Origin of the sequence: Rhizobium sp. TH2 (genome assembly GCF_024707525.1) — a bacterium.
Classification (GTDB): domain Bacteria; phylum Pseudomonadota; class Alphaproteobacteria; order Rhizobiales; family Rhizobiaceae; genus Rhizobium_E.
Map to the genome: position 1 here is coordinate 18,492 of NZ_CP062232.1, position 25,168 is coordinate 43,659.

The 25,168-nt window shown below is 60.4% G+C and carries 22 protein-coding genes and 2 pseudogenes; 13 read left to right on the plus strand and 11 right to left on the minus strand.

Annotation, left to right across the window (positions count from 1 at the left end; genetic code table 11):
- The first annotated feature begins 1 nt into the window (after position 1).
- Positions 2-697, plus strand: coding sequence for an SMC-Scp complex subunit ScpB (locus tag IHQ71_RS29000; protein WP_258163150.1), 696 nt, complete (start codon positions 2-4; stop codon positions 695-697).
- A 42-nt stretch (positions 698-739) separates the two neighbouring features.
- Positions 740-994 (plus strand): annotated as a pseudogene (locus IHQ71_RS29005) (DDE-type integrase/transposase/recombinase); the annotation flags it as partial.
- On the opposite strand, the gene IHQ71_RS32125 reads toward IHQ71_RS29005, so the two are convergent.
- Together IHQ71_RS32125 and IHQ71_RS29015 are read right to left on the minus strand one after the other, a co-directional pair.
- Positions 903-1,100: a hypothetical protein gene (locus IHQ71_RS32125; protein WP_374990079.1), complete on the minus strand. Its 198-nt coding sequence runs from the start codon at positions 1,098-1,100 to the stop codon at positions 903-905. The pseudogene IHQ71_RS29005 and the gene IHQ71_RS32125 sit on opposite strands and share 92 nt — an antisense overlap.
- Before the next feature lie 241 nt (positions 1,101-1,341).
- Positions 1,342-2,529, minus strand: coding sequence for a calcium-binding protein (locus tag IHQ71_RS29015; protein WP_258163151.1), 1,188 nt, complete (start codon positions 2,527-2,529; stop codon positions 1,342-1,344).
- Positions 2,530-3,193: 664 nt separating this feature from the next.
- On the opposite strand from IHQ71_RS29015, the pseudogene IHQ71_RS29025 reads away from it, so the two are divergent.
- Both IHQ71_RS29025 and IHQ71_RS29030 read left to right on the plus strand, forming a co-directional pair.
- Positions 3,194-4,260, plus strand: a pseudogene (locus tag IHQ71_RS29025) (RHE_PE00001 family protein).
- Between the two features lie 185 nt (positions 4,261-4,445).
- The gene (locus IHQ71_RS29030; protein ID WP_258163152.1) at positions 4,446-5,168 is read left to right on the plus strand and encodes a YfbU family protein; all 723 of its coding nucleotides are present in this window, start codon (positions 4,446-4,448) and stop codon (positions 5,166-5,168) included.
- A gap of 311 nt (positions 5,169-5,479) precedes the next feature.
- On the opposite strand, the gene IHQ71_RS29035 is transcribed toward IHQ71_RS29030, so the two are convergent.
- The 6 genes from IHQ71_RS29035 to IHQ71_RS29060 all read right to left on the minus strand — a co-directional run bounded on the left by IHQ71_RS29035 (position 5,480) and on the right by IHQ71_RS29060 (position 11,169).
- Positions 5,480-5,962 (minus strand): hypothetical protein, encoded by a 483-nt coding sequence (locus tag IHQ71_RS29035; RefSeq protein ID WP_258163153.1) that lies wholly within the window; start codon positions 5,960-5,962, stop codon positions 5,480-5,482.
- Positions 5,963-6,497: 535 nt separating this feature from the next.
- The gene (locus tag IHQ71_RS29040) at positions 6,498-7,394 is read right to left on the minus strand and encodes a 5'-methylthioadenosine phosphorylase (protein WP_258163154.1); all 897 of its coding nucleotides are present in this window, start codon (positions 7,392-7,394) and stop codon (positions 6,498-6,500) included.
- Positions 7,395-7,409: 15 nt separating this feature from the next.
- Complete coding sequence (locus tag IHQ71_RS29045; protein ID WP_258163155.1) at positions 7,410-8,204, minus strand: ABC transporter permease; 795 nt, start codon at positions 8,202-8,204, stop codon at positions 7,410-7,412.
- Positions 8,197-9,066 (minus strand): ABC transporter permease, encoded by an 870-nt coding sequence (locus IHQ71_RS29050; RefSeq protein ID WP_258163156.1) that lies wholly within the window; start codon positions 9,064-9,066, stop codon positions 8,197-8,199. The genes IHQ71_RS29045 and IHQ71_RS29050 overlap by 8 nt, the downstream gene beginning before the upstream one ends.
- On the minus strand, positions 9,063-10,112 hold the full coding sequence (locus IHQ71_RS29055) for an ABC transporter ATP-binding protein (protein ID WP_258163157.1): 1,050 nt from the start codon (positions 10,110-10,112) through the stop codon (positions 9,063-9,065). The genes IHQ71_RS29050 and IHQ71_RS29055 overlap by 4 nt, the downstream gene beginning before the upstream one ends.
- 13 nt (positions 10,113-10,125) lie before the next feature.
- Positions 10,126-11,169, minus strand: coding sequence for an ABC transporter substrate-binding protein (locus IHQ71_RS29060; protein ID WP_258163158.1), 1,044 nt, complete (start codon positions 11,167-11,169; stop codon positions 10,126-10,128).
- A 188-nt stretch (positions 11,170-11,357) separates the two neighbouring features.
- Here IHQ71_RS29060 and IHQ71_RS29065 point away from each other — a divergent pair, with 188 nt between their 5' ends.
- Positions 11,358-12,380: a LacI family DNA-binding transcriptional regulator gene (locus tag IHQ71_RS29065; protein WP_258163159.1), complete on the plus strand. Its 1,023-nt coding sequence runs from the start codon at positions 11,358-11,360 to the stop codon at positions 12,378-12,380.
- A gap of 245 nt (positions 12,381-12,625) precedes the next feature.
- Here the strand turns inward: IHQ71_RS29065 and IHQ71_RS29070 are convergent, their stop codons facing one another.
- Complete coding sequence (locus tag IHQ71_RS29070; protein WP_258163160.1) at positions 12,626-13,561, minus strand: GNAT family N-acetyltransferase; 936 nt, start codon at positions 13,559-13,561, stop codon at positions 12,626-12,628.
- A gap of 194 nt (positions 13,562-13,755) precedes the next feature.
- Here IHQ71_RS29070 and argE point away from each other — a divergent pair, with 194 nt between their 5' ends.
- The 6 genes from argE (at position 13,756) to IHQ71_RS29100 (ending at position 20,456) form a co-directional block, all read left to right on the plus strand.
- On the plus strand, positions 13,756-14,880 hold the full coding sequence (argE, locus tag IHQ71_RS29075) for an acetylornithine deacetylase (protein WP_258163161.1): 1,125 nt from the start codon (positions 13,756-13,758) through the stop codon (positions 14,878-14,880).
- Positions 14,881-14,894: 14 nt separating this feature from the next.
- Positions 14,895-15,818 (plus strand): glyoxylate/hydroxypyruvate reductase A, encoded by a 924-nt coding sequence (locus IHQ71_RS29080; protein ID WP_258163162.1) that lies wholly within the window; start codon positions 14,895-14,897, stop codon positions 15,816-15,818.
- A gap of 29 nt (positions 15,819-15,847) precedes the next feature.
- On the plus strand, positions 15,848-16,201 hold the full coding sequence (locus IHQ71_RS29085) for a cupin domain-containing protein (protein ID WP_258163163.1): 354 nt from the start codon (positions 15,848-15,850) through the stop codon (positions 16,199-16,201).
- Between the two features lie 266 nt (positions 16,202-16,467).
- On the plus strand, positions 16,468-17,931 hold the full coding sequence (locus IHQ71_RS29090; protein ID WP_258163164.1) for an aldehyde dehydrogenase: 1,464 nt from the start codon (positions 16,468-16,470) through the stop codon (positions 17,929-17,931).
- 9 nt (positions 17,932-17,940) lie between these two features.
- Positions 17,941-18,984, plus strand: coding sequence for a tartrate dehydrogenase (locus tag IHQ71_RS29095; RefSeq protein ID WP_258163165.1), 1,044 nt, complete (start codon positions 17,941-17,943; stop codon positions 18,982-18,984).
- Between the two features lie 14 nt (positions 18,985-18,998).
- A complete protein-coding gene (locus tag IHQ71_RS29100; RefSeq protein ID WP_258163166.1) occupies positions 18,999-20,456 on the plus strand; it encodes an NAD-dependent succinate-semialdehyde dehydrogenase in 1,458 nt (485 codons plus the stop codon).
- Positions 20,457-20,519: 63 nt separating this feature from the next.
- Here the strand turns inward: IHQ71_RS29100 and IHQ71_RS29105 are convergent, their stop codons facing one another.
- Positions 20,520-21,797 carry an FAD-binding oxidoreductase gene (locus IHQ71_RS29105; RefSeq protein WP_258163167.1) on the minus strand — a complete coding sequence of 426 codons (1,278 nt, stop codon included), beginning with the start codon at positions 21,795-21,797 and terminating at the stop codon, positions 20,520-20,522.
- 14 nt (positions 21,798-21,811) lie between these two features.
- Positions 21,812-22,480, minus strand: coding sequence for a haloacid dehalogenase type II (locus IHQ71_RS29110; RefSeq protein ID WP_258163168.1), 669 nt, complete (start codon positions 22,478-22,480; stop codon positions 21,812-21,814).
- A 312-nt stretch (positions 22,481-22,792) separates the two neighbouring features.
- Here IHQ71_RS29110 and IHQ71_RS29115 point away from each other — a divergent pair, with 312 nt between their 5' ends.
- Positions 22,793-23,626, plus strand: coding sequence for a GNAT family N-acetyltransferase (locus IHQ71_RS29115; protein ID WP_258163169.1), 834 nt, complete (start codon positions 22,793-22,795; stop codon positions 23,624-23,626).
- A 12-nt stretch (positions 23,627-23,638) separates the two neighbouring features.
- Positions 23,639-25,012: an aspartate aminotransferase family protein gene (locus IHQ71_RS29120; RefSeq protein ID WP_258163170.1), complete on the plus strand. Its 1,374-nt coding sequence runs from the start codon at positions 23,639-23,641 to the stop codon at positions 25,010-25,012.
- Positions 25,013-25,168 lie beyond the last annotated feature (156 nt).

A 25,168-nucleotide genomic window follows, 5' to 3' on the forward strand; every position in this document is an offset into this window, starting at 1 on the left:
CATGGCCGGAGCAAGCGCATCAAAGGCAGAAAGAGCGAGGAGCAAGACGAGGTCCGAGGACAATGTCCTCATTGATCGCGAGCTGGAGGACCTGCCCCCGGATTTGCGCTGGCGCGAATGGATGCTGCGGGCCGAGGCGGTGATGTTTGCTTCTGCCGAGCCGGTCAGCCGCGAGATCTTGGTGCGCGTGGTGGGCAACGACTGCAGCATCGATCTCTTGATCGACGACCTGCGCGAGGAGCTTCGTGCCCGTCCTTATGACATCGTCGCGGTTGCTGGCGGCTGGCAGCATCGAAGCCGTACAGCCTATGGTCCGGTGATCCGCGCCTCGCACGCGCCGACACGCTCTGCGTCCGCATTGCTCTCCGAACATGAGGCAGCGCTGCTGATGGCGATCGCCTACCTTCAGCCGGTGACACGCGGCGAACTGTCGAAAATGTTCGGCAAGGAGGTGAGCCGCGACACGATTGCCGGCCTCCGCGATGCCGCCTTCATCGCCTCCGGCCCGCGCAGCCCGACGCCGGGCGCCCCCTATACCTACGTCACGACGAGGCAGTTCCTGTCCGTCTTCGGTCTCGAGACGCTGCGGGACCTGCCCGACATCGAGCGGCTGGAAGATGCCGGACTGCTCAGCCGGCATACGCTTGCGCGGGAAGCGTTCGCGGAAGAAGGCGCCGATGGTGACGAGCAGGACTAGCTGTGAGCCCATCTGGTCGGCATGACGGGCTGCCATTAGCGCTGGCGTGCGATCGACCAGGATGGCCATGTGCTCGGCGAAATCGTCCAGGCTCGCCGCAACGCCAAGGCTGCCAGGCGCCTTCTGATCCGGCTGATGAAGAAGCAGGGATGCCTTTCCGAGCCCATCGTCACTGACAAGCTTCGCTCCTACGGCGCTGCAAAGATCATACCCACAGTCGAGCACCAATCGGACAAGGGATTGAACCACCGAGCCGAAAACTCGCGTCTCGTGTGGCGAAAACGGGAGCGGGTGATGCCGTCAGCTTGCGGCCGACGTGCTCAACGGAGAGGTTTACGGCGCTGACGGCGCTGACGGCGCTGACGTCGCGCAGGACACGCGGTGTGAATGCAATGGAACTCATGGCCAGGCGGTTGCGCTTGAGCGTTGTCTCCGTTTTCGCCCCTCCAACCGGACTATTGGGGGAACACTCTCGACGATTTCGCGCAAGTTCTCGAATTCGCTACGTGATGAAGCAGCCGCTTTTCATTTCCTGTGCTCATCCCCTCTCCGATTGGTGGGACTGATCTAGGAATGTTTCCTCAAGGGCGACCCGGGAATGCGACAAGGCATTGCGAACCCGACTGTCTGGCCGAGGGGATCTCTCAAAAAATAAAATCAGATCCGTGCAGGTCGGCCAAATCAATTCCTTGAATGCGAAGCGAATCCTTGCCGGCGTGGAGAGTGATGTCGGCGCCGGTATCGATTGCATGTGCCTTGAAGTCGGCAAAGCTCGAGATCATCTGCGAGCCGCGCAGATCGATTCGATCGAGGCCGGCCACGAAGTCGGCGATGGTGTCGTCTCCGTAGCTCTTGCCGAAGACAAAGACATCCACCTCGGTGCCTCCGAACAGGACATCGTTGCCTTTGTGCCCGTCCAGCCGGTCCTTGCCTGCCAGTCCCTGGATGACATTGAAGGCCGAGTTGCCGTCCAGATGGTTGTTCAGTTCGTTGCCCGTGGCTCCACCCGCCGCCTTGCCGATCAGGACCAGATCCTCGACATGGGCGTTGAGGATGTAACCGACGGTGGACTTGACCATGTCCCTGCCGCCGTTTTCGGATTCCGAGATGCTGACGCTCGCGTCGTCGGTGATCAAGATGTCGTTGCCGCTGTCTGTGCTTATCACGTGATCGACAGAGCCTCCCCGGTTGTCGAACACGTCATTGCCCGAACCAAGGCTGATCGTGCCTTTCATGACGCCGCGATTGGTGATGACGTCGGCGAGTTCGCCGCCATTGACCGCATAGTAATAGGCTTCGATCGTGCCATGATTGATGATCCTGCCGGCACCACCTTCACCCTGCACGTTGATCGCGGTATCGGTGTCGCCGCAAAGGATCTCCGCGCCGGGGCGGTTGACGATCTTGACCAGGCCAGAATTGGACCAAATGCCGGTGCCTGCGTTGATCGTCCCGTCATTTATGATCTTCCCGCCAAGCTCGGCGAATATGCCCACCCCACCGACCGTGATGTCGCCGTGGTTGGTGATGCTTTGATGCCGGCCGTTTGCCTGAATGCCCATTTGCCCCTGGACCACGCCCAGGTCACCAACGATGAGGCGCGTGTCGCGCCCGCCGAGGACAATGCCATCGTCGTCACCCTCGGCGCCGCCAATCACGGCTCCGTTGACGACGATCGTGTTGCCATGTGCTCCTTTGACTTCCGATAGCGCGGTTTCGTGGAAGACCTGGCCGGTGACGATCAATGCCGATGTGTCGATGACCCAGGTATTGCCGGACCCTTTGATGATGAGGGGCTGGCTCGTATTGCTTGATATGATGTGCTTGCTCACCAGGTGCTCCTGCATGGATCGGTTGATAGAACCGCCACTCGGCCGCATCCACGATGACCAAAGGCGCTCGAAGTCGCCTCTACCCTGGCAAATTGCAGTGACGTGACGCTGCAGCGTCGGTTTTTATTCGCAAGGCGACGCCAGATTACGATAGAAAGCCGCCGAGCGTTTCGACGGGCCTATTGTCGCTCGGCACTCAATCCTGAGATTGCGAGCGTTCATCCAAGGTCTGGCATTAGATCGAGACTGGCGGACGTGAACCGGTTCCGGACGAACAGATGCCTCCCGGAAGCCGCCCGCGCCGAGTTTCCGCGGTGCGCGGCTGCAAGGTTGTCACCGTCCGATCGGCCCGATAGCGTGCGAAGTGGTTGTAGACTTGCCGGGTTGTTAGCCGCAGCTCGGCCGCGGCACGCGTGATGGCAGACCGCCTCGGGCCGCCGTCATTAAGAATCTTGTCCTACTCACGCGCTATGCGGCGCGCCGTCGACCACTGCTCGTCCGAGATCGCTTGAGGCGTCGTCGGTGTTCGCGCGCGCAGTCTCTTTGGCAAAGCTGGAGCTTCACTGAAATCGTTAGCGGAAAATCGTGTCGTAATTGTCGGCTAAACCCAACGGGCGTATGACACTTGCCGGTTTGAAATCACAAACCAAAAGCCACATCGGCACTGGCGCGCCTCGACGAGCGCATCGCCCGATCGCCGGTCGGAGCAGGATGGATCGAGCGATGCCATTTCGCGGATGCCTGCGCCTCGCTCTGGGTCGACGGGGAGCTTGTCCATCTCGAGGACCTCATCCTGCACGATGCCGGCGCCGATATCCGTGCCCCGAGCCACGAGCTCACCATCGCCCGCGACGTGCTGCGCGCCCGTCGCCGGATCGCCGCGCAGCCGCCGGGCTGGGCGCTGAGCGTGGATGGCGTGCGCAGCCTGCGCGGGCAGGCGTGACCTGCACCATCACATGATGCCGATAGCGCCGTGGTGAGCAGCAGCGCCGCGCCGAATGTCGATATGACCGGAGTACGGGAGGGGGAGTGGGACGGCGAGAACGACGCCGATCCTCTCGCGGCCGCGTTCGCCGCCATCGATGCGGCGGTGGCGCGCTTGCAGTCGGCGTTAGCGGAAGCCAAGGCGCCGGGTTGGCGTATCGTGCAGGACCGGGATCCGCTGGTCTACGATCTCGACTGGGACGAGGACGAACGCCTGGACGAATGGCGCAGTGTCCTCACGGAGACGGATGGCCTGCCGCCGGTGCTGCGGGCGATCGTCGTCCTTGATGCCTGGAACACATTGCAGGTCCTGCAGCACGCGCCCTGGCTTGGTCGTTTGCTGGCGGCCAGTCTCCTGCGCCAGGCTGGACTAACGACCTCGGCACATCTCGCCGCCGTCAATCTCGGCCTGAAATCCATTGCCGTTGATCGTCGGCGCCATCCCGGCCGCAACACGCGGCTGCTGGCACTGCTCAACGGTCTTGTCGCTGCGGCCGAATTCGGGCTGAAAGAACATGACCGGCTGGCGCTCGCCCGCCAGGTGCTGGAGCGGCGGTTGATCGGCCACCGGGCATCGTCGAAGCTGCCGGACCTGGTCGAGCTGATGATGGCGCGGCCGCTGGTTTCGGCGGGCATGGTGGCCGAGGCGCTCGAGGTAACGCCGCAGGCGGCGCTGAGGATGGTCGGGGAGTTGGGGCTCAGGGAGATGACGGGCGGGGGAGGTTTCGGGCGTGGGGAATTGTTTAGAAGAGGAGCGGCTGCGCACTCCGACGGGACCGCGCAGCATAAGTCAAGTGCGCGGGCGGCCCGAGAGCTTGCTCTGGCAGTGCGAGCGCGAAGGCACGCTTTGTCCAAACGCGATAGTCGATTGACGACACCGTACAAAAGCCGTACAATACGACAACTATACGTAACACGTGGAGCTTGTCGGAATGGTGCCTAAAACCGAACGAATGGAATTGCGTCTCGATGCCGAGACGATTGAGCAGATCGACGCATGGCGGGGCAATCAAGAGGATGTTCCCTCGCGATCTGAGGCAGTGCGTCGCTTGATCGAAGAGGGCTTGCAAGTCACACAAAGCCGAGACTTTCGACCGAGCCAGCCCGAAAAGCTTATGACCTGGATGCTCGCTCAGATAATGCGAAACCAGATCAACGAGCGGAAGGAAAAGCGAAACAACGAGTTTGACCTGAAAGATATCGACCTCATCGAGCAAGCAATCTATGGCGGCCACTTTTGGGCACTTGATTGGGAAATGACCGGCGTTCTGCATAATCACATCGATGACCGCCGGCGCGTCTCGCTCGTGGTTGATGTGATGGATATGTGGACTTTCATCGAGCGCGCCTATGAAGGCTACACACAGGCGGAAAAAGACCAAATCGTTGCAGATGTGGGTTCTTGGGCGAAGAACCCACAATTTCACGGCTTTGATGGCAATAATGAAGGAGAGTATTGCGGCATCGCGAGCTTTTTGGTCGATAAGCTCAATCGGTTCGAGAGCTTCAAAGGGCGCTCAATGAACTCCCACAGTCCTACAGTGGTGAGGTATGGGCGCATGGCTACTGTCTTTGAGCAAATTCGCCCCAACCTCGTGGGACGAGAACTCACTGTTGGAGAGATGACCAAACTCCTGAAAAGGGAGGTCGCTTAGTGGACAACAGCCGGGGGGCCTCCTATCTAAGGCTAGGCGACCCCCAAGGCTTCCCCACAGGGGGAACTACAGGGCCTGTAGGCCGTTAGTAGTATAGCACCATGGTGGTCCTCTAGGGGGCCTTCGTAGTCAACTTCATGTTGACTAATAGGGGTGCTAGGGGGTATAGTCCCCCTTAGTCCCAGAGATGGTGAGCACCTTAGGGTGCAATAGGGACACCGCACCAGCAATGGTCCCTCTGTGAGGGGTTAAGTCGGTTTCCGTACGAAACGCAAGTTTCAGAAGTAGGCCCTGTGGGGCCTATTTTCGTTTTAAGTCCTTTGAATCTTTTGTTTTTTGCCCGCCTGAATGGCGTTCCCTGTGGCTTTAGCCTCTACCAGATCATCAAACGTCACTGGCTGGGCATATTGAATGAACGACGCACGCAAATGAGCGCTTTGCACGTTCAAAATCGCATCGTATTTCGGATTCTTAGCCTGCTTAAGTGCAAAGAAAACCACGTAGTTACCGCCGTTTGACCTAATAAAAAAGAAATTCGATTTTTGCGCAAGGTACACCGAGCGGCCAAGCAGGCTTTGCACAAAGTTCGGCAGGTTCAGGGAAAGGGCATGCCGCACCAGGCAGAATGCGCGGGTTTCATGCCCATGTTTGTACATGAAATCCGGTGTATGGTGGGCCTCCACTGCCTCTGTAAAGCAATGGCAGCTATAGCTCGCCAACACCCGATAGGTGGTGTTGCCCTTCAGGACTTGGATCACGGCGTCATCGAGGGTGTCCCATAGTGTAGGTGGCACCTTTGATCTTCTTATCTTTGAACTTCCCCACGCGCCCCTGCCCGTACTCTCGAAACCTCTCGCCACAGACTCGTGGCGAAGCGCTGTTTCTACATCAAGTCGCAATTTCACCCAACATGTTCTTGAGGAGAAGCGCGCCCATGCATTGACCGTGGGTTGCGGAGGTTCTGTCTTTGTTCCTTGCGTGTAGGCTGATTCGTAACTAGGGGGAATTGGGGCGGCGCAGTTCTACATATAGTTATTATTACGCCCGCTTGGGACAACATGTAGAGCAGAATGAGAGCCAGCATCCATATCGGCCAGAAGGGCGCGCAAAGCCTGTACTACGCCACGGTAGAGCAAGCCAACCGCAGCGTTGTTTAGCTGTCGCGATTTTCACACGCGTGGGGTCAACCTTCGGAGCCGGTGGTGGGTCAAATGCCGCGCCGAAACACAGCTGTCATAGGCGGGGCGAAACGACCTGGTCGATGCATCGGCGCCAAAGAGATTTTCAGCACATGCATTCAGGCGCCCGTGCCCCGCTCCCGCCGTCGCCTCAGAAACGAGCGTAACGCTCCTCGGGCTGGGGCGACTTTAACGCATGGCAGGTGCAATCTTCATCTTCAGGAAAGCGAGCCACGGTCTCCAGCGCCACACGCGATGCAATCATTGACAGGCTCGGCAGGACGTCGTCCTGCAGAAGTTGGCCGCGACTGCGATCCATGTAGTCGTTGAAGCCCGCTGTGACGAAGGCGCAGGGCGTGAAACAGGCGCCGATCTCGCGTGCCAGCGTTGCTTCTGGCGCAATCGAATGATTGATCACGTCTGCCCCCATGGAGCGAAACATCAGGGCTTCGGCCGGGGTGGTCAGCCGTGGACCATAGGCGTGAGCGGCGACGAGCCCGAGTTCCACGCCGTGGACCCGGCGCGATGCCGGCCAGTGCTGACGCGCCGTTCGAGCCAGCAGCGAGGAGCAATGCGGGCAGATGAGCTGCTTTCCGGAGCAGTCGAACCTCTGTCGACCGTCGAGCAGGGAGTAGGGCGTCTGGGTGAGTTCGACGATGTCGGCATTGATCACCATGTCGCCAGGCTGAATGGCTTTGTTGACGGCTCCCATCGTAGAGCTCGCCAGGATGCGCCGCACGCCGGCCTCCCGCAGAACCCAAAATGCGCGCCGATGGCAGGAATGATCGATGTAGTCGCGTGGATTGCCATGCGAATACATGCATAGGACCTGCTTCGTCTCTCCTTCCGCGGTAAGCGAGGCGTCAAACTCGAGAAGCTTCCAGTTTTCCGTCACGCCATAGGGTGTATCGAAGGCGAGATCGCGCGCCAGCACGCGGACGCCGGCCATGCCTACATCTTCTGGAAAGGCGAGGCCCCAATTGGCCGACCCGGTGATCACCGCAGTCCTGACCGAAGGGATGGAGGCGGTTTTCGGTTTGTCGATCATCGTCGGAATTCACTTTCAGGCGTCGGTCGAACGCGCATTGAGGACCAGAATGACAACCCCGACGAAGACCGTCCAGAGAGTCGAAATGGCGGCGATGGTAGGATCGATCTGATCCCGCAGAGAGATGAACATCAGCTTGGGCAGCGTCGTGTTCGGTCCGTTGGCGATGAAGATGGAAATCACCGCTTCGTCGAGGGAGGTGAGGAAGGCCATCAGGGCCGCAGCGACGAGGCTCAGGGCGAGCTGTGGCGCGATGATCCCGCCGATCACCCTAGGCCAACCTGCACCCAGGCTTCGGGCCGCCTGCGCCTGTTGCCAGTCGAAACGGTTGACCGCCGGCTGCAGCACGACGACAGCCACCGGGATGGCCAGCGTCACATGTCCCATGAGCACGCCGGAAAGGGATCCGAGCAGGCCGAGCTTTGCCAGTACGATGAACAGGCCGATGGCCAGCAGAATGCCGGGCGTTACAGACGGCGTGAGGAGGAAGCCGTAGACACCTCCTGCGATCGGAGAGCCCAGACGATTGATGGCGACCGCAGCCAGAAAGGCGACGGGAACGGCGATCAAGGCGGTAAGGGCGCCGAGCATGAGGCTCGTCTTCAGCGCCGCCATCCACGCTGCCGAGGTAAAGAAGGCCTCATACCAGCGCAGCGACCATTGCTTCGGCGGAAACTCGAGCAAGTCGGAGGCGGAGAAGGACAGCGGTACGACGACCAACGTCGGCAGTATGAGGAACAGGAGCACAAGGCTCGCGACGGTCCAAATGAGGTCGCGTGAGAACGCGTTGTCGTGGTAGGCGTCAAGCATGCTGCATCCTTTCGCCGGCCAGCCTGCGGATCGTGACGAACATCGCGCCGGCAATGAGGACGAGCAGTAGCAGCAGCACGCCAAGAGCGCTGGCGCTTCCCCAGTCCTGGAATGTCGATAGCGTCCGCTCGATGCGGATCGCGATGGGGTTGACCTTGCCGCCGCCGAGCACCGCGGGTGTGATGAAGAAGCCGAGCGTGTAGATGAAGACGATCATGGAGCCTGACGCGATGCCGCTGGACGAAAGAGGCAGTATGACTGTCGCCACGCAACGCCAGAAGCCAGCGCCCAGGCTCGCCGCGGCGCGGACGACATTGCCATCGATGTCGCGCATCGCGGCATAGACTGGCAACACGAAGAGCGGCAGCATGTAGTGCACCATGCCGATCAGCGTGCCGGTAAAATTGTAGACGAGCGGCAAGGGCTGGTCGATCACCCCAAGCGACGTCAGGGTCGTGTTGATAAGACCCTCTCGCCGCAGCAGCACGAGCCATCCGTAGGTTCGCACGAGAATCGAGGTCCAGAGCGGCAGCATGATCAGGATCAGCATGAGGTTTGCAGCACGGCGCTTAGCGCTGGCGAGCGCGAGAGCCAGCGGGACGCCCAAAACCACGCATATGACAAGGGTGGACAGAGACAGAACCAGGGTCACGCCGAGGGCCGACCAGGTGAGGCCGCTCGACAGTACCTTTTCGTAGTTGCCGAGTGTGGCCTCGCCCGCCAGGGTCAGGAATGACTGGCTGAGAATCCAGAGAACCGGGGCCATGGCCGAAACGCCGACCAGAACGATCGCCGGCCCGGCGAGGGCGAGAAAGAAGAAGCGTTCACGTCTTTGTTCGCGCAGGAGCCCTGAATTGTTCATCGGGCGGCGGCCTCTTCCAGCAGGTGAACATGGCCGAGTTCTGCGTGAGCGCGAATCTCAGTCCCGATTTCGAGCTCGCCGCAGGTGGCGCCCTGGTTCGCCGCTATGCTCAGCATGAACTGATCTCCGGTGCCGGTCTCCAGATTCAGAAGCCAATTCTCACCTCGAAATGCCTTTGAGGCGAGACGCCCGATCACCTCGACCCGGCCATCGCCTAGCTCGCCGGGATCGAGCGCGAAATTCTCGGCCCTGATCATCGCGAGGCGCTCGCGTGGCAGGCTTGCTGCGCCCGGTCCCTGGAGATTGCCGACCGGGGCGATATTTGCTTCCCCCATGAACTCCGCGACGAAGCGGTTTCTTGGCCGCCGGTAGACGTCCTGGGGCGCACCGATCTGCTGGATGCGTCCGGCGTCCATGACTGCGATACGGTCGGACATGGTCAGCGCTTCGCGCTGATCGTGCGTCACGTAGATCGTCGTGACGCCGAGGTCGTCGTGCAGTTTGCGGATCTCGAACTGCATGTGCTCGCGCAGGTTCTTGTCGAGCGCCGAAAGGGGCTCGTCCATCAGCATTACGCGCGGCTCGAAGACGATGGCTCGCGCCAGGGCAACGCGCTGGCGCTGGCCGCCGGAGAGCGCGGCGATGTCGCGCGCGCCAAAGCCGGAGAGTTTCACGCGGGCAAGCGCTGCCTCAGCCCGTTCGCGCGCCTGCGCTTTGGGAACACCACGCAGCCTCAGGGGGTATTCGACGTTCCCCGAGACGCTCATATGCGGAAACAGAGCGTAGTTCTGGAAGACGACCCCGATGTTGCGCTTGTTGGGCGGCAGGGAGGTGACATCCCGCCCGTCAATCGTCAGGAGGCCACTTTCCGGCCGCACGAAACCCGCGAGTGCCATCAGCAGGGTTGTCTTGCCGGACCCCGAAGGGCCCAGCAAGGTCAGGAACTCTCCGGCGGCGATATCCAGCGAGACATCGTCGAGGGCGACGTAGTTCCCGTAGGTCTTCCGGATGTCCGCGATCGAAATCGGGAGCGAGGTGGCCGACATGTCAGCACCGGGCTCAGCGGTTCATCATATCATCGAAAGCACGCTGGGCTGTTTCGCCGTTCTTCACCCACCATTCGGCATTGGAGAAGACGGCCCCGTCGACATTGCCAGGCGCCGTGGCGAGCAGCTTCATCTTGTCGGCGGAGATGAGCTTGAGTTCATAGGCCTTCGGGTTGACCGGTCCATAGGCGATATAGTCGGTCAGTTTGGCTTCCCGCTCCGGCTTTGTCATGGCCGCGATCAGCTTCATAGCAGCATCGCGGTTGGTCGCACCCTTGGGAACCGCGAGACAGTCCGTGCCGATAACCGAGCCCTGGAACTTGAAATCCGCTGGTCCGCCATCGGCCTTCACGCTTTCCGCGCGTCCGTTCCAGGTAACGACCAGATCGGCTTCCCCGTCCTTCAAGATCTGGGCTGACTGCGCGCCCGACGTCCACCAGACCGCGACATTGGGTTTGAGTGTCTCAAGCCGGGCGATGGCGCGGTCGAGACCGCCGGGTGCGCTCAGTTCCTTGTAAATGTCGGCTGGCGCTACCCCTTCAGAAAGAAGCGCGATTTCGATCAGGTCCTGCGCATTCGCACGAAGCGCACGCTTGCCAGGATATTTCTCGGCGTTCCAGAATTCCGCCCAAGTGGCCGGAGGGTTGGTTCCGATCGCCTTGGTATTCCATGCCATCACAGTGCCGTACGAGCTAAAGGGATAGCAATATTTGGACTCAGCTCCCGGCGGCAGCGATTTTGGATCGATGATTGTGTAGTCGAGTGGCTCCAGCAGGCCTTGTTCGGCAGCCTGCGCGCCTTCGGGGGAGCCGAGGTGGATTATATCGGTCAACACCGAACCGGAGGTGACCTGCATCTTTAGTGCGGCAAAACTGTCGCTCTGGGTCTCCTCTCGAACGGTATATCCCAGCTCTGTCGCCGCAGGGGCCCACATTGCCTTCTTGATGGCATCGCCATAGTCACCGCCGGCGGTGGTGATGGTGACGTCCTGGGCAAGCGCTGGGACGGCCGCGACGAGCGCGATCGCGGCGACGGAATAGCGTAGGATCTGCATCATTGGTTTATCTCCTCAGTTCACCTCTGGAATGACGATTTTGGGTGTTAACACCTCTTTTTCTTAAATCGTAACGTTACGATTACGCCTAATCGCCAAATCGTCAAGCAGTTTCTTTGTCAGGCGCGGCTTTCCTTGCCATGCGGAAAATGCCGACCTACAAGGAGGGAATGGAGATAAGCAGAGGTGACATGACAGCAAAGGCAAGGCCTAACCTGCGGAGGCTTGCGGACGAGCTTGGCCTTTCCGTCACGACGGTGTCGCGGGCACTCAAGGATGGGCCGGAGGTTCATCCCGACACCATCAGCCGCGTGAAGGTGGCGGCGGAGGCAGCTGGATACGTGCCCAACCTGCACGGGCGGGCACTGCGTACCGGTTCGACCCGCAACCTGACCGCTATCTTGCCGATGGAGACGAGGGATTACCTGTCCGACATCATCAAGCTTCCTCTGATGGAGGGCATGACCATGGCGGCGAGGCAGCTCGGCTATACACTGACCATCTTTTCGACCACACCCGAGGAGAGCCCGCAGGAGAGCCTCGACCAGGTTCTCCGTTCGGGCGCGGCCGATGGAGTTGTCATAACGCGTATGCTGGCGGAGGATCCCCGAATTCCTTACTTGCTTGAGCGAGGTGTTCCATTCATCGCGTTCGGGCGCAGCAATCTCGACCGGGACTATGCCTATGTCGACATCGACAATGAACGCATCGCCCATGAAGCGACGTCTCTCCTGATCGAACGCGGGCGCGCCCGCATCGCGCTGCAATTGCTGATCCGCGAAGATCAATACAGCGCCATGCGGTTTGAGGGCTATCGCAAGGCGATCGAAGATCACGCGTTGATTGTCGACCCCGCGCTGATAGGGCAGGAAGATTTTACCATGGAGGCAAGCGAGCGGTGGATCGAGCGGCTGCTCGACAGCGCCGATCCGCCGACTGGGCTCGTCTGCGCCAACGAATTGGGGTTACTGGGGGCGCTCAGCGCCTTGCGCAAGCGCGGGCTCGCGCCTGGCCAAGACTTCAGCATCGCGACCCGCGACAATACCCGGATTGCCCGTTATCTTTCTACGCCGCTCGTGACGCACTCGGTGGACATGGTCAGCGTCGGCCGCGCCCTGATCGAAGGGCTCGTGCGCCAGATCGAGTATCCGGATGCTCCGCTGGCGCAGGAAGTATTCGCCGGCGAAATGTCCATAATCGGAGACGAAGGATAACTGAGTGTGGGTTCGATTCCGCTCAACCAAATTCGGTTTCGCAGGCTCAATTGGACCCCGCTCAGCTTTCCGATATGACTGGGCTAGGGGTTCCACTCCTATCATGCCAATGTGGGATGGAAATAATCAGATGATTGAAATGAAGGGATGCCCACATGTGGCAAAGTCGGTGGGGGAGGGCTCGCGGCCAACCGCGAGAAAGGCATTCGATAGCGTGCTTGTGCATTCTTGCAGCGCTTGAATCGCTAGCCCAGCGTGTGGCTTGCCAAGCCATAAATTTTCGTGGACGCGCCCTGCGCAACTGCGGGCCTCTTGCGGCCGAGCGACATTGAAGTCACGGTGTCGAAGACGGAGAGGCCGCAATCGTCAAGAAAGCGGAAAAATGGTCCCTTTTTTTCGCGGGTGTCGAGTCGCAGGAAGGCCCCCTTGTGCTCGATGATGTGCCCTCGAATGACGGCAATTGCATCGTCGTCCGTTTCGGCAACGACCGGCCCGATCACATGGCCTCGACCGAATGGCCGGCAAAGCGAGAAGGCTGCAATCCGTCCATCGCGTAGGAGCGCGATGGATCGAGACTGCGAAAGCAATTTTTCCAGGAGAGGTCTGCGGTTGGCGCCGAATGCGATTTCATCGAGATCCGCAATTGTGTCGAGTTCTTCGGGACCGATCGGACGCAGGACGATATCAGACGCAGACAGGAAGGCCGGCGGGTCCTGCGCTTCGCCCTGACATTGATAAACAATCGCTTCCGGCTTGAAATTCATCGACAAATAGAGGCGGCGAGCGGCATGCGTTGCATTGAGTCCGAGATCACGATCGTCGAGCCTACTCCGAACGTGCCCCATCAGCCACTGGCCGGCGCCTTTCGCTTGGAGACGCGGTGAGGTAATCACCATCCCCACCGTGGCGAAATCGGTGTCATAAGCAAACCACATGGCCGAGCCAAGAACGCGGCCAATGTCGTCGATGGCCACGACGCCTTTGCCGACTTCCCTGAGAAATTGCCAGTCTTCCGCACGGTGCGGCCATCCGACCCCTATAGAGAGGGTGTGCAGATGCTTAAGATCGACGTCTGCGATGTCAGCCAACCTTAACCTGAAGGAACTGACCTGCAATGAATCTGATGCGGACTCAGACAATCTTAATCCCCTCGATGCGGTCTTCGGGCATGAACAGCGCATGTCCCGTCCGCGAATTATGAGCTGTCGCTCACGGCCATAATAGAGAGGAACGGCGGCAGAATCCGCTTGAAAGGGACCGGAATTTAACAAAATCCACTGAAACGGAAAATGATTTCCGCATGAAATCAATTTCCAGCTCTCTAAAGTGGAGGAATGGGTGCCGATGCGCCAACCAAGGCGGGGGTGGATTGCGGATGAACGCGATAGAAATTTTGGAGCGGCTCGTCAGTTTCCCTTCCGTCGTGGGTACGCCTAACGGCGCAATCGTCAAATGGATCAAGAACTATTCCGAAGCTCACGGGGCGACCACAAGGGTGCTGCCAGGACCGGAAGGCGATCGCGCCAATCTGTTCATCACCATCGGCCCGAGAGACGTTTCCGGCTATATCCTTTCGGGACATATGGATGTCGTTCCGGCTTTGGAGCCCGATTGGACGTCGGATCCTTTCACCCTGAAAGCGAGCGGTGAAAGCCTCTTTGGCCGCGGCACGAGCGACATGAAGGGATTTCTCGCTGCTGCACTCGCAGTGCTTCCAGGCCTTGCCGCCGCACCGCCGAAGCGCCCGATCCATCTTGCCTTTTCGTATGACGAGGAGGCCGGCTGTCGAGGCGTCCCGCATATGATCGACCGGCTGCCGGAGCTCTGTGCTGAACCGCTCGGCGCCATCATTGGCGAGCCGAGCGGCATGCATCCGATCCGTGCCCATAAGGGCAAGGCTGCCGCACGCATCGAAATTCGCGGCCGTGTCGGCCATTCGTCACGGCCCGACCAGGGTCAAAACGCGATCCACGCTTTCGCTTGCGTTCTGCTCGCGGCCGTCCGCACCGCCGGCGCTCTTCAACGCAGTAGATTGGACCGCAATTTCGAACCTCCGTACTCCTCCCTGCAGGTGGGGACGATTGCGGGCGGGCAAGCCGTCAATATTATCCCCGACTTCGTCACGGCGGATATAGAAGCACGCGCGATCGCCGGTGTCGCTCCCACTGATCTTCTTGAGCCGGTCCGCGTTGCCGTCAAAGGGCTCGAACAACAGGGCTTCGGCACCAGGTGGGAGCTTCTGAGTGCTTATCCTGCCCTGTCGCTTCCAGCCGACGCACCGCTTGCGCATTTGCTCGGCGAACTGACGGGGAACAAACCGCTGGCGGCCGTGAGCTACGGAACAGAAGCCGGGCTCTACCAGCAGGCGGGAATTGACGCGATCATCTGCGGGCCGGGCGACATTGCACGCGCCCATCGTCCTGATGAGTTCATCCGAACTGACGAACTGGCGGCATGCCAGAGGATGATCGAACGCCTGGCTGAAACGCTCCGCAACTGAGGTTTGAGACTACGATGGCTTTTCTATTCAATTCGGACCGCGAGAGGGGACGCATCTTCGCGGAGGCCTTTTCTCGGGAACTGCCGGACTTGCCATTCGTCAGCGACGCAAGCCAAGTCAAACCAGGCGAGGTGCGGTATCTTCTCACCTGGACCGCGCCTTCGGATCTCGAACGCTTCAGCAATCTTGAGATTGTCTTCTCCATTGGAGCAGGCGTCGACCAATTCCAAATCGAGGCGCTTCCAGCGCAAGTCAAGCTCGTGCGCATGGTCGAAGATGGCATCGTGCGCATGATGCAGGAATATGCGACGCTTGCGGTGCTGGCGCTTCATCGCAATCTCAAGACCTATATTGAACAGCAGTCTGATGGAAAGTGGCAGTCACTGCCGGGCACACAAGCGCAAGGGCGGCGCGTTGGCGTGCTCGGTCTGGGCATGTTGGGGCAGGCGGTCATCGAGCGATTGAAGCCTTTTGGTTTTCCGCTGTCGGGCTGGAGCCGCTCCGCCCGTGAAATCGAAGGTGTGACCTGCTATAGCGGCCTCGCATCCCTCGCAGCGTTTCTGCATACCACCGACATTCTCATTTGTCTTTTGCCCCTGACGACAGAAACCCGAGGCTTCCTCAACGCTGAGCTTTTCTCCACGCTTCCGATCGGCGCCGCCGTTGTGCATGTCGGCCGCGGGGCGCAACTCGACCACGATGCACTCCTCGATGCTCTCGACATGCATCACTTGTCAGGTGCGGTGATCGATGTGACGGAGCCGGAGCCCCTCCCTCCCGAGCATCCGCTATGGCGGCACCCCAAGGTCATCCTCACGCCTCACATCGCCAGCGTGACACAGCCCGAAACCGCGGCGCGCGCGGTGATCGAGAATATCAAGCGACATCGCGCCGGCCTCGACCCGATCGGTCTTGTCGATCGCGAGCGCGGTTATTGAACCTCCATCCGGAAAACAAAGGAACGAATATGCCCTTCCTCAAAACCGTTGATCCGAACAGCACCGACGCGCCGCGTGAATCCAAGCCGGTTCCCGAGCGGCTGATTTCGGGCGATCCCGCGTTCAAGACCTGGGCACAGGATGTAGCCCGGGACGGGCTTGTGCACACGGGAATCTGGGAGGCGACGCCAGGGGTCACCCGATCGAACAAGGGCGAGACGTTCGAATTCTGCCATATCCTGAATGGCGTCGTCGAACTCACCCCGGATAATGGCGAGACAATCACCTACCGGGCGGGCGACAGTTTCGTCATGAAACCGGGTTTTACCGGCACGTGGAAGACTGTGGAAACCGTCAGGAAGATCTATGTGACGGTGATGTGAGATCAGCGATCGCCGGCGCCGCTCGTTCTGGGTGGCGCCGCATTCAACTACGCCCGGGGGCCGTCCAAGTCCCGATCCTGCTTATTCCGCGATTATCCGGGCGCGACGCGCCTCCGTCCCCCGCAATGATCCGCTGGAAGTGCCAAAGAATTGACTGCGGCGTCGGCCCCAAAAAAGAGGATTTTCCTCCGCAGATTATGACGAGACGACGCATACTGCTGAGTTTCGAAGAGTAGCCTGCCCATATCTTCCGCAAGGACATGGCTATGGCTCTCAGCTTCGATCCCGACGCAACTCAATTGCCGAAAGGCCATTTCATCGGCGGACGCTATATCGACGCCAAGGGCGGTCTGCCGATGCGTCGACCTTCCGACGCCGTCGCCTATGCAGAATGTCCTGTGGCCGATGCGGATCTCGTCGATCAAGCCGTTTCCACGGCAAAAAGAGCACTCAAGGAAAGCGGCTGGTCTACCCGGCGCCCGCGCGAGCGCACCAATGCCATGCATCGCTGGGCCGACCTAATTGAGGCAGAGGGCGAGACGCTCGCCCGACTCGAAGCCGTATCCTCCACGCGCCCGATCAGCCAACTCATTCAAGGTGATGTGGCGGTCACCGCCGAGCAGATTCGCTTTTTTGCCGAGTTCGCCGACAAGGAAGGCAGCGACCTCGTGCCGACCGGCGACGACAGCCTCGGCTTGATCATGACTGAACCCTATGGCGTCGTCGGCGCGATCACACCCTGGAACTTTCCGCTTTCCATGGCCGGTTGGAAGCTCGGTCCCGCGCTCGCCGCAGGCAATGCGATCGTGTTGAAGCCCTCCGAAATGACGCCGTTCTCGACACTCTACGTCGCCGAACTTGCCGTGCGCGCCGGCATTCCGGCGGGCCTCATCAATATCGTGCTCGGAGATGGCCGCACCACCGGCACTGCGATCACCGGTCATCCCGATATCAGCAAGGTCAGCTTTACCGGTTCGACGGCAGCGGGTTCGGCAATCATGGCCAATATCGCCAGGACGGGCGTCAAACCGATGACCCTGGAACTCGGCGGCAAGAGCCCCCAAATCGTCTTTGCCGATGCCGATCTGACGCTCGCTGCCAACGCAATCGCCAGCAGCATTGTCGTCAATGCCGGCCAGGCCTGCGTCGCTGGCTCACGCATCATCGTCGAGAAATCCACCGCTGAATCATTGGCCTTGGCGATCCTCGCCCGCATGCAAACGATCAAGCCCGGCCCGACCTGGGATGAGACAAGCGACTATTCGCCGATCATCTCCGAGCGTCAGATCGACCGCATCGATGCGATCGTGCGGGCCGCGATCGACGCCGGCGCGGAGTGCCTTACCGGCGCGAAACGCCTGAACCGCGACGGCTATTTCTACGCGCCGACCCTACTCTCGCACGTCCGTCAAGACTCCCCCGCCGTCGTGGAGGAAATCTTTGGGCCGGTGCTGACGCTGCAGACATTCACGGATGAGGAGGAGGCACTCGCGCTAGCCGATCATCCCACCTACGGGCTGGCGGCGGGACTCTTCACCCGCGATCTCTCTCGCGCCATCCGGCTCACACGTCGGCTGCAGGCGGGCACCGTCTGGATCAACCGTTATAGCCGTTCCCGCGACCATATCCTGCCGACAGGCGGCTACAAGCAGTCCGGCATCGGCAAGGATCTCGGCCGCGCAGCCTATCAAGCCAACCGCAAGAGCAAGAGCGTGCTCATCAATCTCTAGGACCTGATCATGAAGACTTATTCCATCGCGCTTCTGCCGGGAGACGGCATTGGTAAGCCGGTCACCGAAGCAGCTTGGAACGTATTGCAGGCTGCGGCGAAGGGCTCGGGCTTTGCTCTCAAAGCAACGACATTTCCCTGGTCCTGTGACTTCTACAAGCAAACCGGCGCCATGATGCCCGCCGATGGGATCGAGACGCTCGGGCGCTTCGATGCAATTCTTCTCGGCGCGGTCGGCTGGCCGGCGGAGGTGCCGGATTCGGTTTCGCTGCACGGGCTGCTGCTCCCTATCCGCAAGGCCTTCGTACAATATGCCAATATCCGCCCGCACCGGCTTCTGCCCGGCGTTTCGGGCCCGTTGAAAGCCGGCGACTTCGACATACTCTGCATCAGAGAGAACACCGAAGGCGAGTATTCCGGCGCCGGCGGCCGCGTCCATCAGGGCACCGCCGACGAAGTGGCGGTGGAGACTTCCATCTTCACGCGAACGGGCGTCGAACGCATCCTGCGCTTCGGCTTCGAACAGGCCCGCATGCGGCGCGGCAAACTGGCTTCGGTCACCAAGTCGAACGCTCAGAAATATTCCATGGTGCTCTGGGACGAGATCACCCGCCTAGTCTCTGCGGAGTATTCCGACGTCGAGGTGACGAGTTACCACATCGATGCGATGGCGGCGCGCATGGTTATGGCGCCGGAGACTCTCGATGTGGTCGTCGCCTCCAACCTGTTCGGCGATATCCTGACCGATCTCGGCGCCGCCATTCAGGGCGGGCTCGGCTTTGCGGCCTCGGCCAATATCAACCCGGATCGCAGCGCACCCTCGATGTTCGAACCCGTCCACGGCTCGGCACCCGATATAGCCCATCTCGGGATCGCCAATCCGATCGCGGCGACCTGGTCGGGTGCCATGATGCTCGATCATCTCGGCGAGAGCGCCGCAGCCGCCCGCATCATGGCCGCAATCGAAGCGACGACGAAAACCGGCATCGGCACCGCTCCGGGAAAAGACAGGACCGAGACGATCGCGAAAACCATCCTCACATTCCTCAATTGAAGAAGAGATCGAACATGCAGATACTGAAAGACAAGAGCCTCTTCCGACAGGAAGGTCTGATCGGCGGAACCTGGTGTGCAGCGGCGTCGGCGAAGACGGTCGAGGTGATCGACCCGGCATCGCAGAAGGCGCTAGGCACCGTTCCCGATATGGACGGATCGGATACGCGCGACGCGATCGAGGCCGCGGAAGCAGCTTTCCGTCCCTGGCGGCAGAAGACCCATGCCGAACGAGCAGCACTGCTCGAGACATGGCACAATCTGATGATCGACAATCTCGAGGATCTTGCGCTTTTGCTAACCCTTGAACAAGGCAAGCCGCTCAGCGAGGCGCGGGGAGAGATCCGCTATGGCGCATCCTTCGTCAAATGGTTCGCCGAGGAAGCACGGCGTATCGGCGGGACCACCATCCCCTCACCGACGCGCGATCGCCGGATTGTGGTTCTCAAGGAACCGGTCGGCGTATCGGCGATCATCACGCCGTGGAATTTCCCCAATGCGATGATCACAAGGAAAGTCGCACCTGCGCTTGCCGCTGGTTGCACCGTGGTCATCAAGCCTTCGGAGTTCACCCCCTACTCGGCGCTTGCGCTCGGCGTGCTGGCCGAACGCGCAGGCATCCCGGCCGGCGTAATCAACATCGTCACCGGCATGCCTGCCGACATTGGCAATGAACTGATGGCAAACGAGACCGTGCGCAAGATTTCCTTCACTGGTTCGACCCGCGTCGGATCGCTCCTGATGCGCGGTGCCGCCGACAGCATCAAGCGCTTGAGCCTGGAACTCGGCGGCAATGCGCCATTCATCGTCTTCGACGACGCCGATCTGGACCTGGCCGTCGAAGGCGCCATCGCCTCGAAATTCCGCAATGGCGGCCAGACCTGCGTCTGCGCCAACCGTCTCCTGGTGCAAGGGAGTGTGTATGACGCATTCGCCGCCAAGCTTTCGGCTCGCGTCTCGGCGATGAAGGTCGGACCTGGAATGGAATCCGGTATCGACATCGGCCCAATGATCAATGGGGCGGCGATCGATAAGATAAGCCGGCATATCGAAGACGCGTTGGCCAAGGGAGCCACGATCGTTTCCACCCGCCCCGACCTGCCGGACGGCCCGCAATATACCGCGCCGATCGTTCTGGCCGGGGCCACGACAGACATGTTGCTCGCGAGCGAGGAAACGTTCGGGCCCGTGGCGCCGCTGTTCCGCTTCGAACGCGAGGAGGAGGCTATCACCATCGCAAACGCCACGCCTTTCGGCCTGGCCGCCTACTTCTACACGGAAAGTCTGAAACGCTCCTGGCGCGTAGCCGAAGCGCTGGAATTCGGCATGATCGGCCTGAATACCGGTGCGATTTCCACCGAAGTCGCCCCTTTCGGCGGCGTAAAGCAATCCGGCCTCGGCCGCGAGGGATCGCAACTCGGTATCGAGGAATATCTGGAGGTGAAGAGCTTCCACATCGGTGGGCTGGCTTGATCAAAAAAGGGGCGCGGATCGTAAGATCCGCGCCTTGAAAGTTGGCGGCCTGGGAGAAGTCGCTCACTGAAATCTGTCGAGGGCCTTGTAGTAGAGCCCCACAAGCGGCAGAAACCAGGGCTTTCCGAAATGGCCGGGCACTGCAGGCCATTCAAGACCTTTGAGCGGATTGCGATCGGCCTTGCCGAGTATGGCATCCGCCATGATCATTCCAAGATGTGTCGACAGCTGGGCGCCATGGCCCGAATAGCCCATCGCATACCAGACACCGTCGACATAGCCGGCCCGCGGATAGCGATCCTTGGTCATGTCCACCAGGCCGCCCCAGCAATAGTCGATCTCCACCTCGGCAAGATGCGGGAAAATTTGGATGAGACTGGCGCGCAAGATGGCACCGCTCTTCTCGTCTGATCGCTGATCGGATGTCGCGGCAAAGCGAGCGCGACCGCCGAATATCAGCCTGTTGTCCGGAGACAGCCGAAAATAGTTGCCGATGTTCATGGAGGTGACACAGGTTCGGTTGCCTGGCATGGTTGCCGCAACCTCGGCCTCCGTCAATGGCCGGGTTGCGATCAGGAAGCTGCCGACCGCGATGATACGGCGGCGGAAATAGTTGAAAGAGGCTCCGGAGGTATAGGCACCCGTCGCGACCAGGACATGATCGGCGCTCACCGCGCCACGAGGCGTCTCCAGCCGAGGTTTTGCGCCTGACATCGTATGGTGCTTGACAGTGGCGTGCTCAAAAATCGTCGCCCCATGCCGGACTGCCGCTTGGGCCAATCCAACGACATAGCGGCCCATATGCATCATGGCGCTCTTTTTCGAAAGCATTGCGCCATGAAAGGGAGAGCCGACTTCGGTCTTGAGGTCGGCTGCGGTCAGAAGCGCGGTTTCCGGATCGACTTCGCGGTGGATGGCCTCGAAATTGCGGGCGATTGCCTCGAAATGTTGCGGCTTGGATGCGAGCTTCAATTTTCCCGCTCGACGGAAATCGCAGTCGATGCCTTCTTCAACAACGATCCTTTCGATCGTGTCGATGGAGTCGTCCAGCGCCCGGTAAAGGGCCACCGCGCGCTCGGGTCCCAGTTCGGCCTTCGCTGCGATGAAGCTATGGGCGAGGCCGTTGTTGAGATGGCCGCCATTGCGTCCGGATGCGCCCCAACCGATGTGGTTCGCCTCCAGGACAACCACGCGCGCACCCGACTTTGCCAATTGTCGCGCTGCGGCGAGGCCGGTAAAGCCACCGCCAATGACGGCAACATCAAAGTCACCCTCGACCGGGCCAGCGGATGCTCCGGTGAACTTCGGCGCGGTATCGTGCCAGTATGACTCGAGCTTCATCGCCCTGGTCTCCGTTAAAGCCCGACGACGCCGGGAAGGCCGGAAATATCCTTGATCTCGACATAGCCGTAATAGGGATTGGCCGGCTCATGGCCGCGATTGACCCAAACCTTGTTCTTGATGCCGAGATCGTGCGCCGACATCAGATCGTAGCGGAACGAAGACGAACAATGAAGAATGTCTTCCGGGCCGCAGCCGAGCATGTCGAACATGTACTCGAATGCCTTGAACCGCGGCTTGTAGGCATTGGCCTGCTCAGCCGTGTAGATCGCATGGAACGGCGCTCCGAGCTTTTCAACGTTCGACATGATCTGTGAATTCATTGCGTTCGAAAGGATCACGAGCGGTATTTCCTTGGCGACCTTCGCCAGTCCGGCTGGCACGTCTGGGTGCGGGCCCCAGGTCGGAACCCGCTCGTAGACCATGCGTGCATCCTCATCACGGAAGGTCACACCGTTCTTGCGGCAGGTGCGCTCGATGGCGTTGTGCACGACTTCATCATAGGGCTTCCAGTCCCCCATGATCTCGTCGAGCCGGTAGGCGGCAAAGTTTCTTATGAACTGCTGCATCTGGTCTTCGTCCAGTTGGTCTTCGTAAAGATCACGGGCAGCCTCGGCCATCTGGAAGTTGGTGAGCGTGCCGTAGCAGTCGAACGTGATATATTTGGGCCGAAACTGAACCATTGGTTTGATCCTTTGCTGGTGTCCATGGCGTTGTCGTCATTCATCATAGGACAGGCAGTCCGGCGTGGCAGGCCGCAATTGCCCTCGCCAAAGCAGAATCTTTCGTATCTTCCGTCTACTTTGGCAGAGAGTTGCGCGCCCATTTCGCTGACGACGCGCTGGCCCATCGTCGTCGTCAGAGATTTCGTGCCAGCATAAGATGCGGCGAGTGCCGCTCGAGACGGCGAAAGATGTCGCCTGTCTCGTTTTGTCGGGACGATCCTCTCATCAGTCGAGGCTATCATTCTCTGCAAGGAAGCAGGAATCCATGCGATGCAGACGACCCAAATCGACGTCGTGCCGTTCGGCACCCAACATCTCGAAGGCGCGTTGGCGCTCTCACGTCAAGCTGGCTGGCCGCACAGGCTGGCGGATTGGGAAATGGCGCTTGCATTGAGCACAGGCGTCGTTGTGCTGGAGAACGAAAAGGTCGTCGGCACCACGCTCACGACGCGCTACGGGTCAGATTGCGCGACCATCAATATGGTCGTTGTCGATGAAGCCATGCGCGGACGGGGCCTCGGCCGGCGGCTGATGGAGGCGGGCCTCGATGCTGCTCGCGGGTCACCATGCAGACTGGTCGCAACCCAGGAAGGCCTGCCGCTCTATGAAAGGATGGGTTTTCGCGAGGTTGGATCCATCCTGCAACACCAGGGCTTCTGCGCGGCCGTGGACGCGCCGGCAGATGTCGAATGGGCGCAACAGGACGATCTCCCGGAAATCGCGGCCCTCGACCAGGGTGCTTTCGGCGCCGATCGCAACGGGCTGATTTCCTATCTGCAGAATATCGGACGTTTCGCGGTGATCCGGCGCGGCGGGCATGTGGCGGGGTTCTCAGCGTCGCGTTCCTTCGGACGCGGTGAGGTCATCGGTCCCGTGGTGGCGGAGAATGCCGAGGATGCCGGCAAACTGATCCTTTTCCCGATGGCGGGCCAACGCCACGCATTTCTTCGCGTCGATACAACCAGCGCTTCAGGCCTGTCGTCCTGGCTTGTCGAGCGAGGGCTTGTCCATGTCGGCGGCGGCACGGCGATGCAGCGCGGCGGCCAGCCAGGGAAACCGTCGCCCGCCAAGACTTTTGCACTGGCCAATCAGGCTTTCGGCTGAACGGAGACAAAGATGCTCAGCAATTCTCTCATAGAACTTGATCGCGCCCATCTCGTTCATCCGGTCGCCTCCTATCGCGGCCATGAAAAACTCGGTGTGCGGGTCTTGGCATCCGCCTCCGGCGCGACCGTGACCGATGCGACCGGCCGCCAGCTGGTTGACGGTTTTGCCGGCCTCTGGTGCGTGAATGCGGGCTACGGCCACGAAAGCATCGTCGAGGCCGCCGCCCGGCAGATGCGGGAGCTTCCCTATGCAACCGCCTATTTCGGCCTCGGTTCGGAACCGGCCATCCGGCTGGCCGCCGAACTAGCCGAACGTGCGCCGGGCGATCTCAACCACGTCTATTTCACCCTTGGCGGTTCGGATGCGATAGACAGCACCGTCCGTTTCATTCGCTATTACCATCATGCCAAGGGAACGCCTCGGAAGGACCAGTTCATTTCGCTCGATCAGGGTTATCACGGCTCCTCGACGGTCGGCGCCGGATTGACCGCGCTGCCGGCTTTTCATGCCGGCTTCGGTATCCCATTCGATTGGCAGCATAAGATCCCCTCGCATTACACGTATCGCAATCCGGTCGGAAACGATCCGCAGGCGATCATTGCCGCGTCAAAAGACGCGCTTCGAAGGAAGGTCGTGGAAATCGGCGCTGATCGTGTCGCAGCATTCTATGCCGAACCGATCCAGGGATCCGGCGGTGTGTTGGTGCCGCCGAAGGGTTGGATGAAAGCGATGCGCGATCTCTGCCGCGAGCTCGACATTCTATTCATCGCCGATGAAGTCATAACCGCGTTCGGCCGAACGGGCCCGCTCTTCGCCTGCACCGAGGACGATATCGTGCCGGATTTCCTGACTGTGGCCAAGGGCCTGACATCGGGCTACGTGCCGATGGGTGCAGTCTTCATGACCGATCATATCTACAACACGATTGCCGACAGCGCGGGCGCGTCCGCGGTTGGACATGGCTACACCTATTCAGCTCATCCCGTGAGTGCAGCAGTCGGCCTCGAAGTTCTCCGGCTTTATGAGGGCGGTCTGCTGGAGAATGGCCGAAGGGCCGGTGCGCGGCTGATGGAGGGCCTGAGCGGTCTCGCTGATCATCCGCTGGTGGGCGATATCAGGGGCCGCGGTATGCTGGCGGCGATAGAACTCGTTGTCGACAAGGAAAAGAAGACGCCCTTTCCGCAGGCGGCGGAACCAGCGCGCCGGATTTTCGACCGGGCCTGGGAGAATGGTGTGGTTATCCGGGCCTTTGCCAATGGCGCTCTGGGCTATGCCCCGCCGCTTTGCTGCACCGACAGCGATATCGACGCGATCGTCGATCGGACGCTGAAGACTCTCAACCAGACGCTCGAAGACAAAGACGTGCGGACGGCTCTGGCATGACGACGGCGAAGGAGAGCGGGCGCGATGTACCGCTTTCCTCCCAAATTCGGAATTTTCTGCCGCGACGCTTCGCATATTCAGCGACTCCGACATGACAATATTGCGAAACTAACGGGAAGAGCAGGCGGAAATTCGGCATAGACCGACCTGCTCGGA

Coding starts and splice junctions, on each gene's coding strand:
- IHQ71_RS29000 (WP_258163150.1), top strand. CDS start 2: ATGGCCGGAGCAAGCGCATCAAAGGCAGAAAGAGCGAGGAGCAAGACG.
- IHQ71_RS32125 (WP_374990079.1), bottom strand. CDS start 1,100: ATGAGTTCCATTGCATTCACACCGCGTGTCCTGCGCGACGTCAGCGCC.
- IHQ71_RS29030 (WP_258163152.1), top strand. CDS start 4,446: ATGGTGCCTAAAACCGAACGAATGGAATTGCGTCTCGATGCCGAGACG.
- IHQ71_RS29040 (WP_258163154.1), bottom strand. CDS start 7,394: ATGATCGACAAACCGAAAACCGCCTCCATCCCTTCGGTCAGGACTGCG.
- IHQ71_RS29045 (WP_258163155.1), bottom strand. CDS start 8,204: ATGCTTGACGCCTACCACGACAACGCGTTCTCACGCGACCTCATTTGG.
- IHQ71_RS29050 (WP_258163156.1), bottom strand. CDS start 9,066: ATGAACAATTCAGGGCTCCTGCGCGAACAAAGACGTGAACGCTTCTTC.
- IHQ71_RS29055 (WP_258163157.1), bottom strand. CDS start 10,112: ATGTCGGCCACCTCGCTCCCGATTTCGATCGCGGACATCCGGAAGACC.
- IHQ71_RS29060 (WP_258163158.1), bottom strand. CDS start 11,169: ATGATGCAGATCCTACGCTATTCCGTCGCCGCGATCGCGCTCGTCGCG.
- IHQ71_RS29065 (WP_258163159.1), top strand. CDS start 11,358: ATGACAGCAAAGGCAAGGCCTAACCTGCGGAGGCTTGCGGACGAGCTT.
- IHQ71_RS29070 (WP_258163160.1), bottom strand. CDS start 13,561: ATGCGCTGTTCATGCCCGAAGACCGCATCGAGGGGATTAAGATTGTCT.
- argE (WP_258163161.1), top strand. CDS start 13,756: ATGAACGCGATAGAAATTTTGGAGCGGCTCGTCAGTTTCCCTTCCGTC.
- IHQ71_RS29080 (WP_258163162.1), top strand. CDS start 14,895: ATGGCTTTTCTATTCAATTCGGACCGCGAGAGGGGACGCATCTTCGCG.
- IHQ71_RS29085 (WP_258163163.1), top strand. CDS start 15,848: ATGCCCTTCCTCAAAACCGTTGATCCGAACAGCACCGACGCGCCGCGT.
- IHQ71_RS29090 (WP_258163164.1), top strand. CDS start 16,468: ATGGCTCTCAGCTTCGATCCCGACGCAACTCAATTGCCGAAAGGCCAT.
- IHQ71_RS29095 (WP_258163165.1), top strand. CDS start 17,941: ATGAAGACTTATTCCATCGCGCTTCTGCCGGGAGACGGCATTGGTAAG.
- IHQ71_RS29100 (WP_258163166.1), top strand. CDS start 18,999: ATGCAGATACTGAAAGACAAGAGCCTCTTCCGACAGGAAGGTCTGATC.
- IHQ71_RS29105 (WP_258163167.1), bottom strand. CDS start 21,797: ATGAAGCTCGAGTCATACTGGCACGATACCGCGCCGAAGTTCACCGGA.
- IHQ71_RS29110 (WP_258163168.1), bottom strand. CDS start 22,480: ATGGTTCAGTTTCGGCCCAAATATATCACGTTCGACTGCTACGGCACG.
- IHQ71_RS29115 (WP_258163169.1), top strand. CDS start 22,793: ATGCAGACGACCCAAATCGACGTCGTGCCGTTCGGCACCCAACATCTC.
- IHQ71_RS29120 (WP_258163170.1), top strand. CDS start 23,639: ATGCTCAGCAATTCTCTCATAGAACTTGATCGCGCCCATCTCGTTCAT.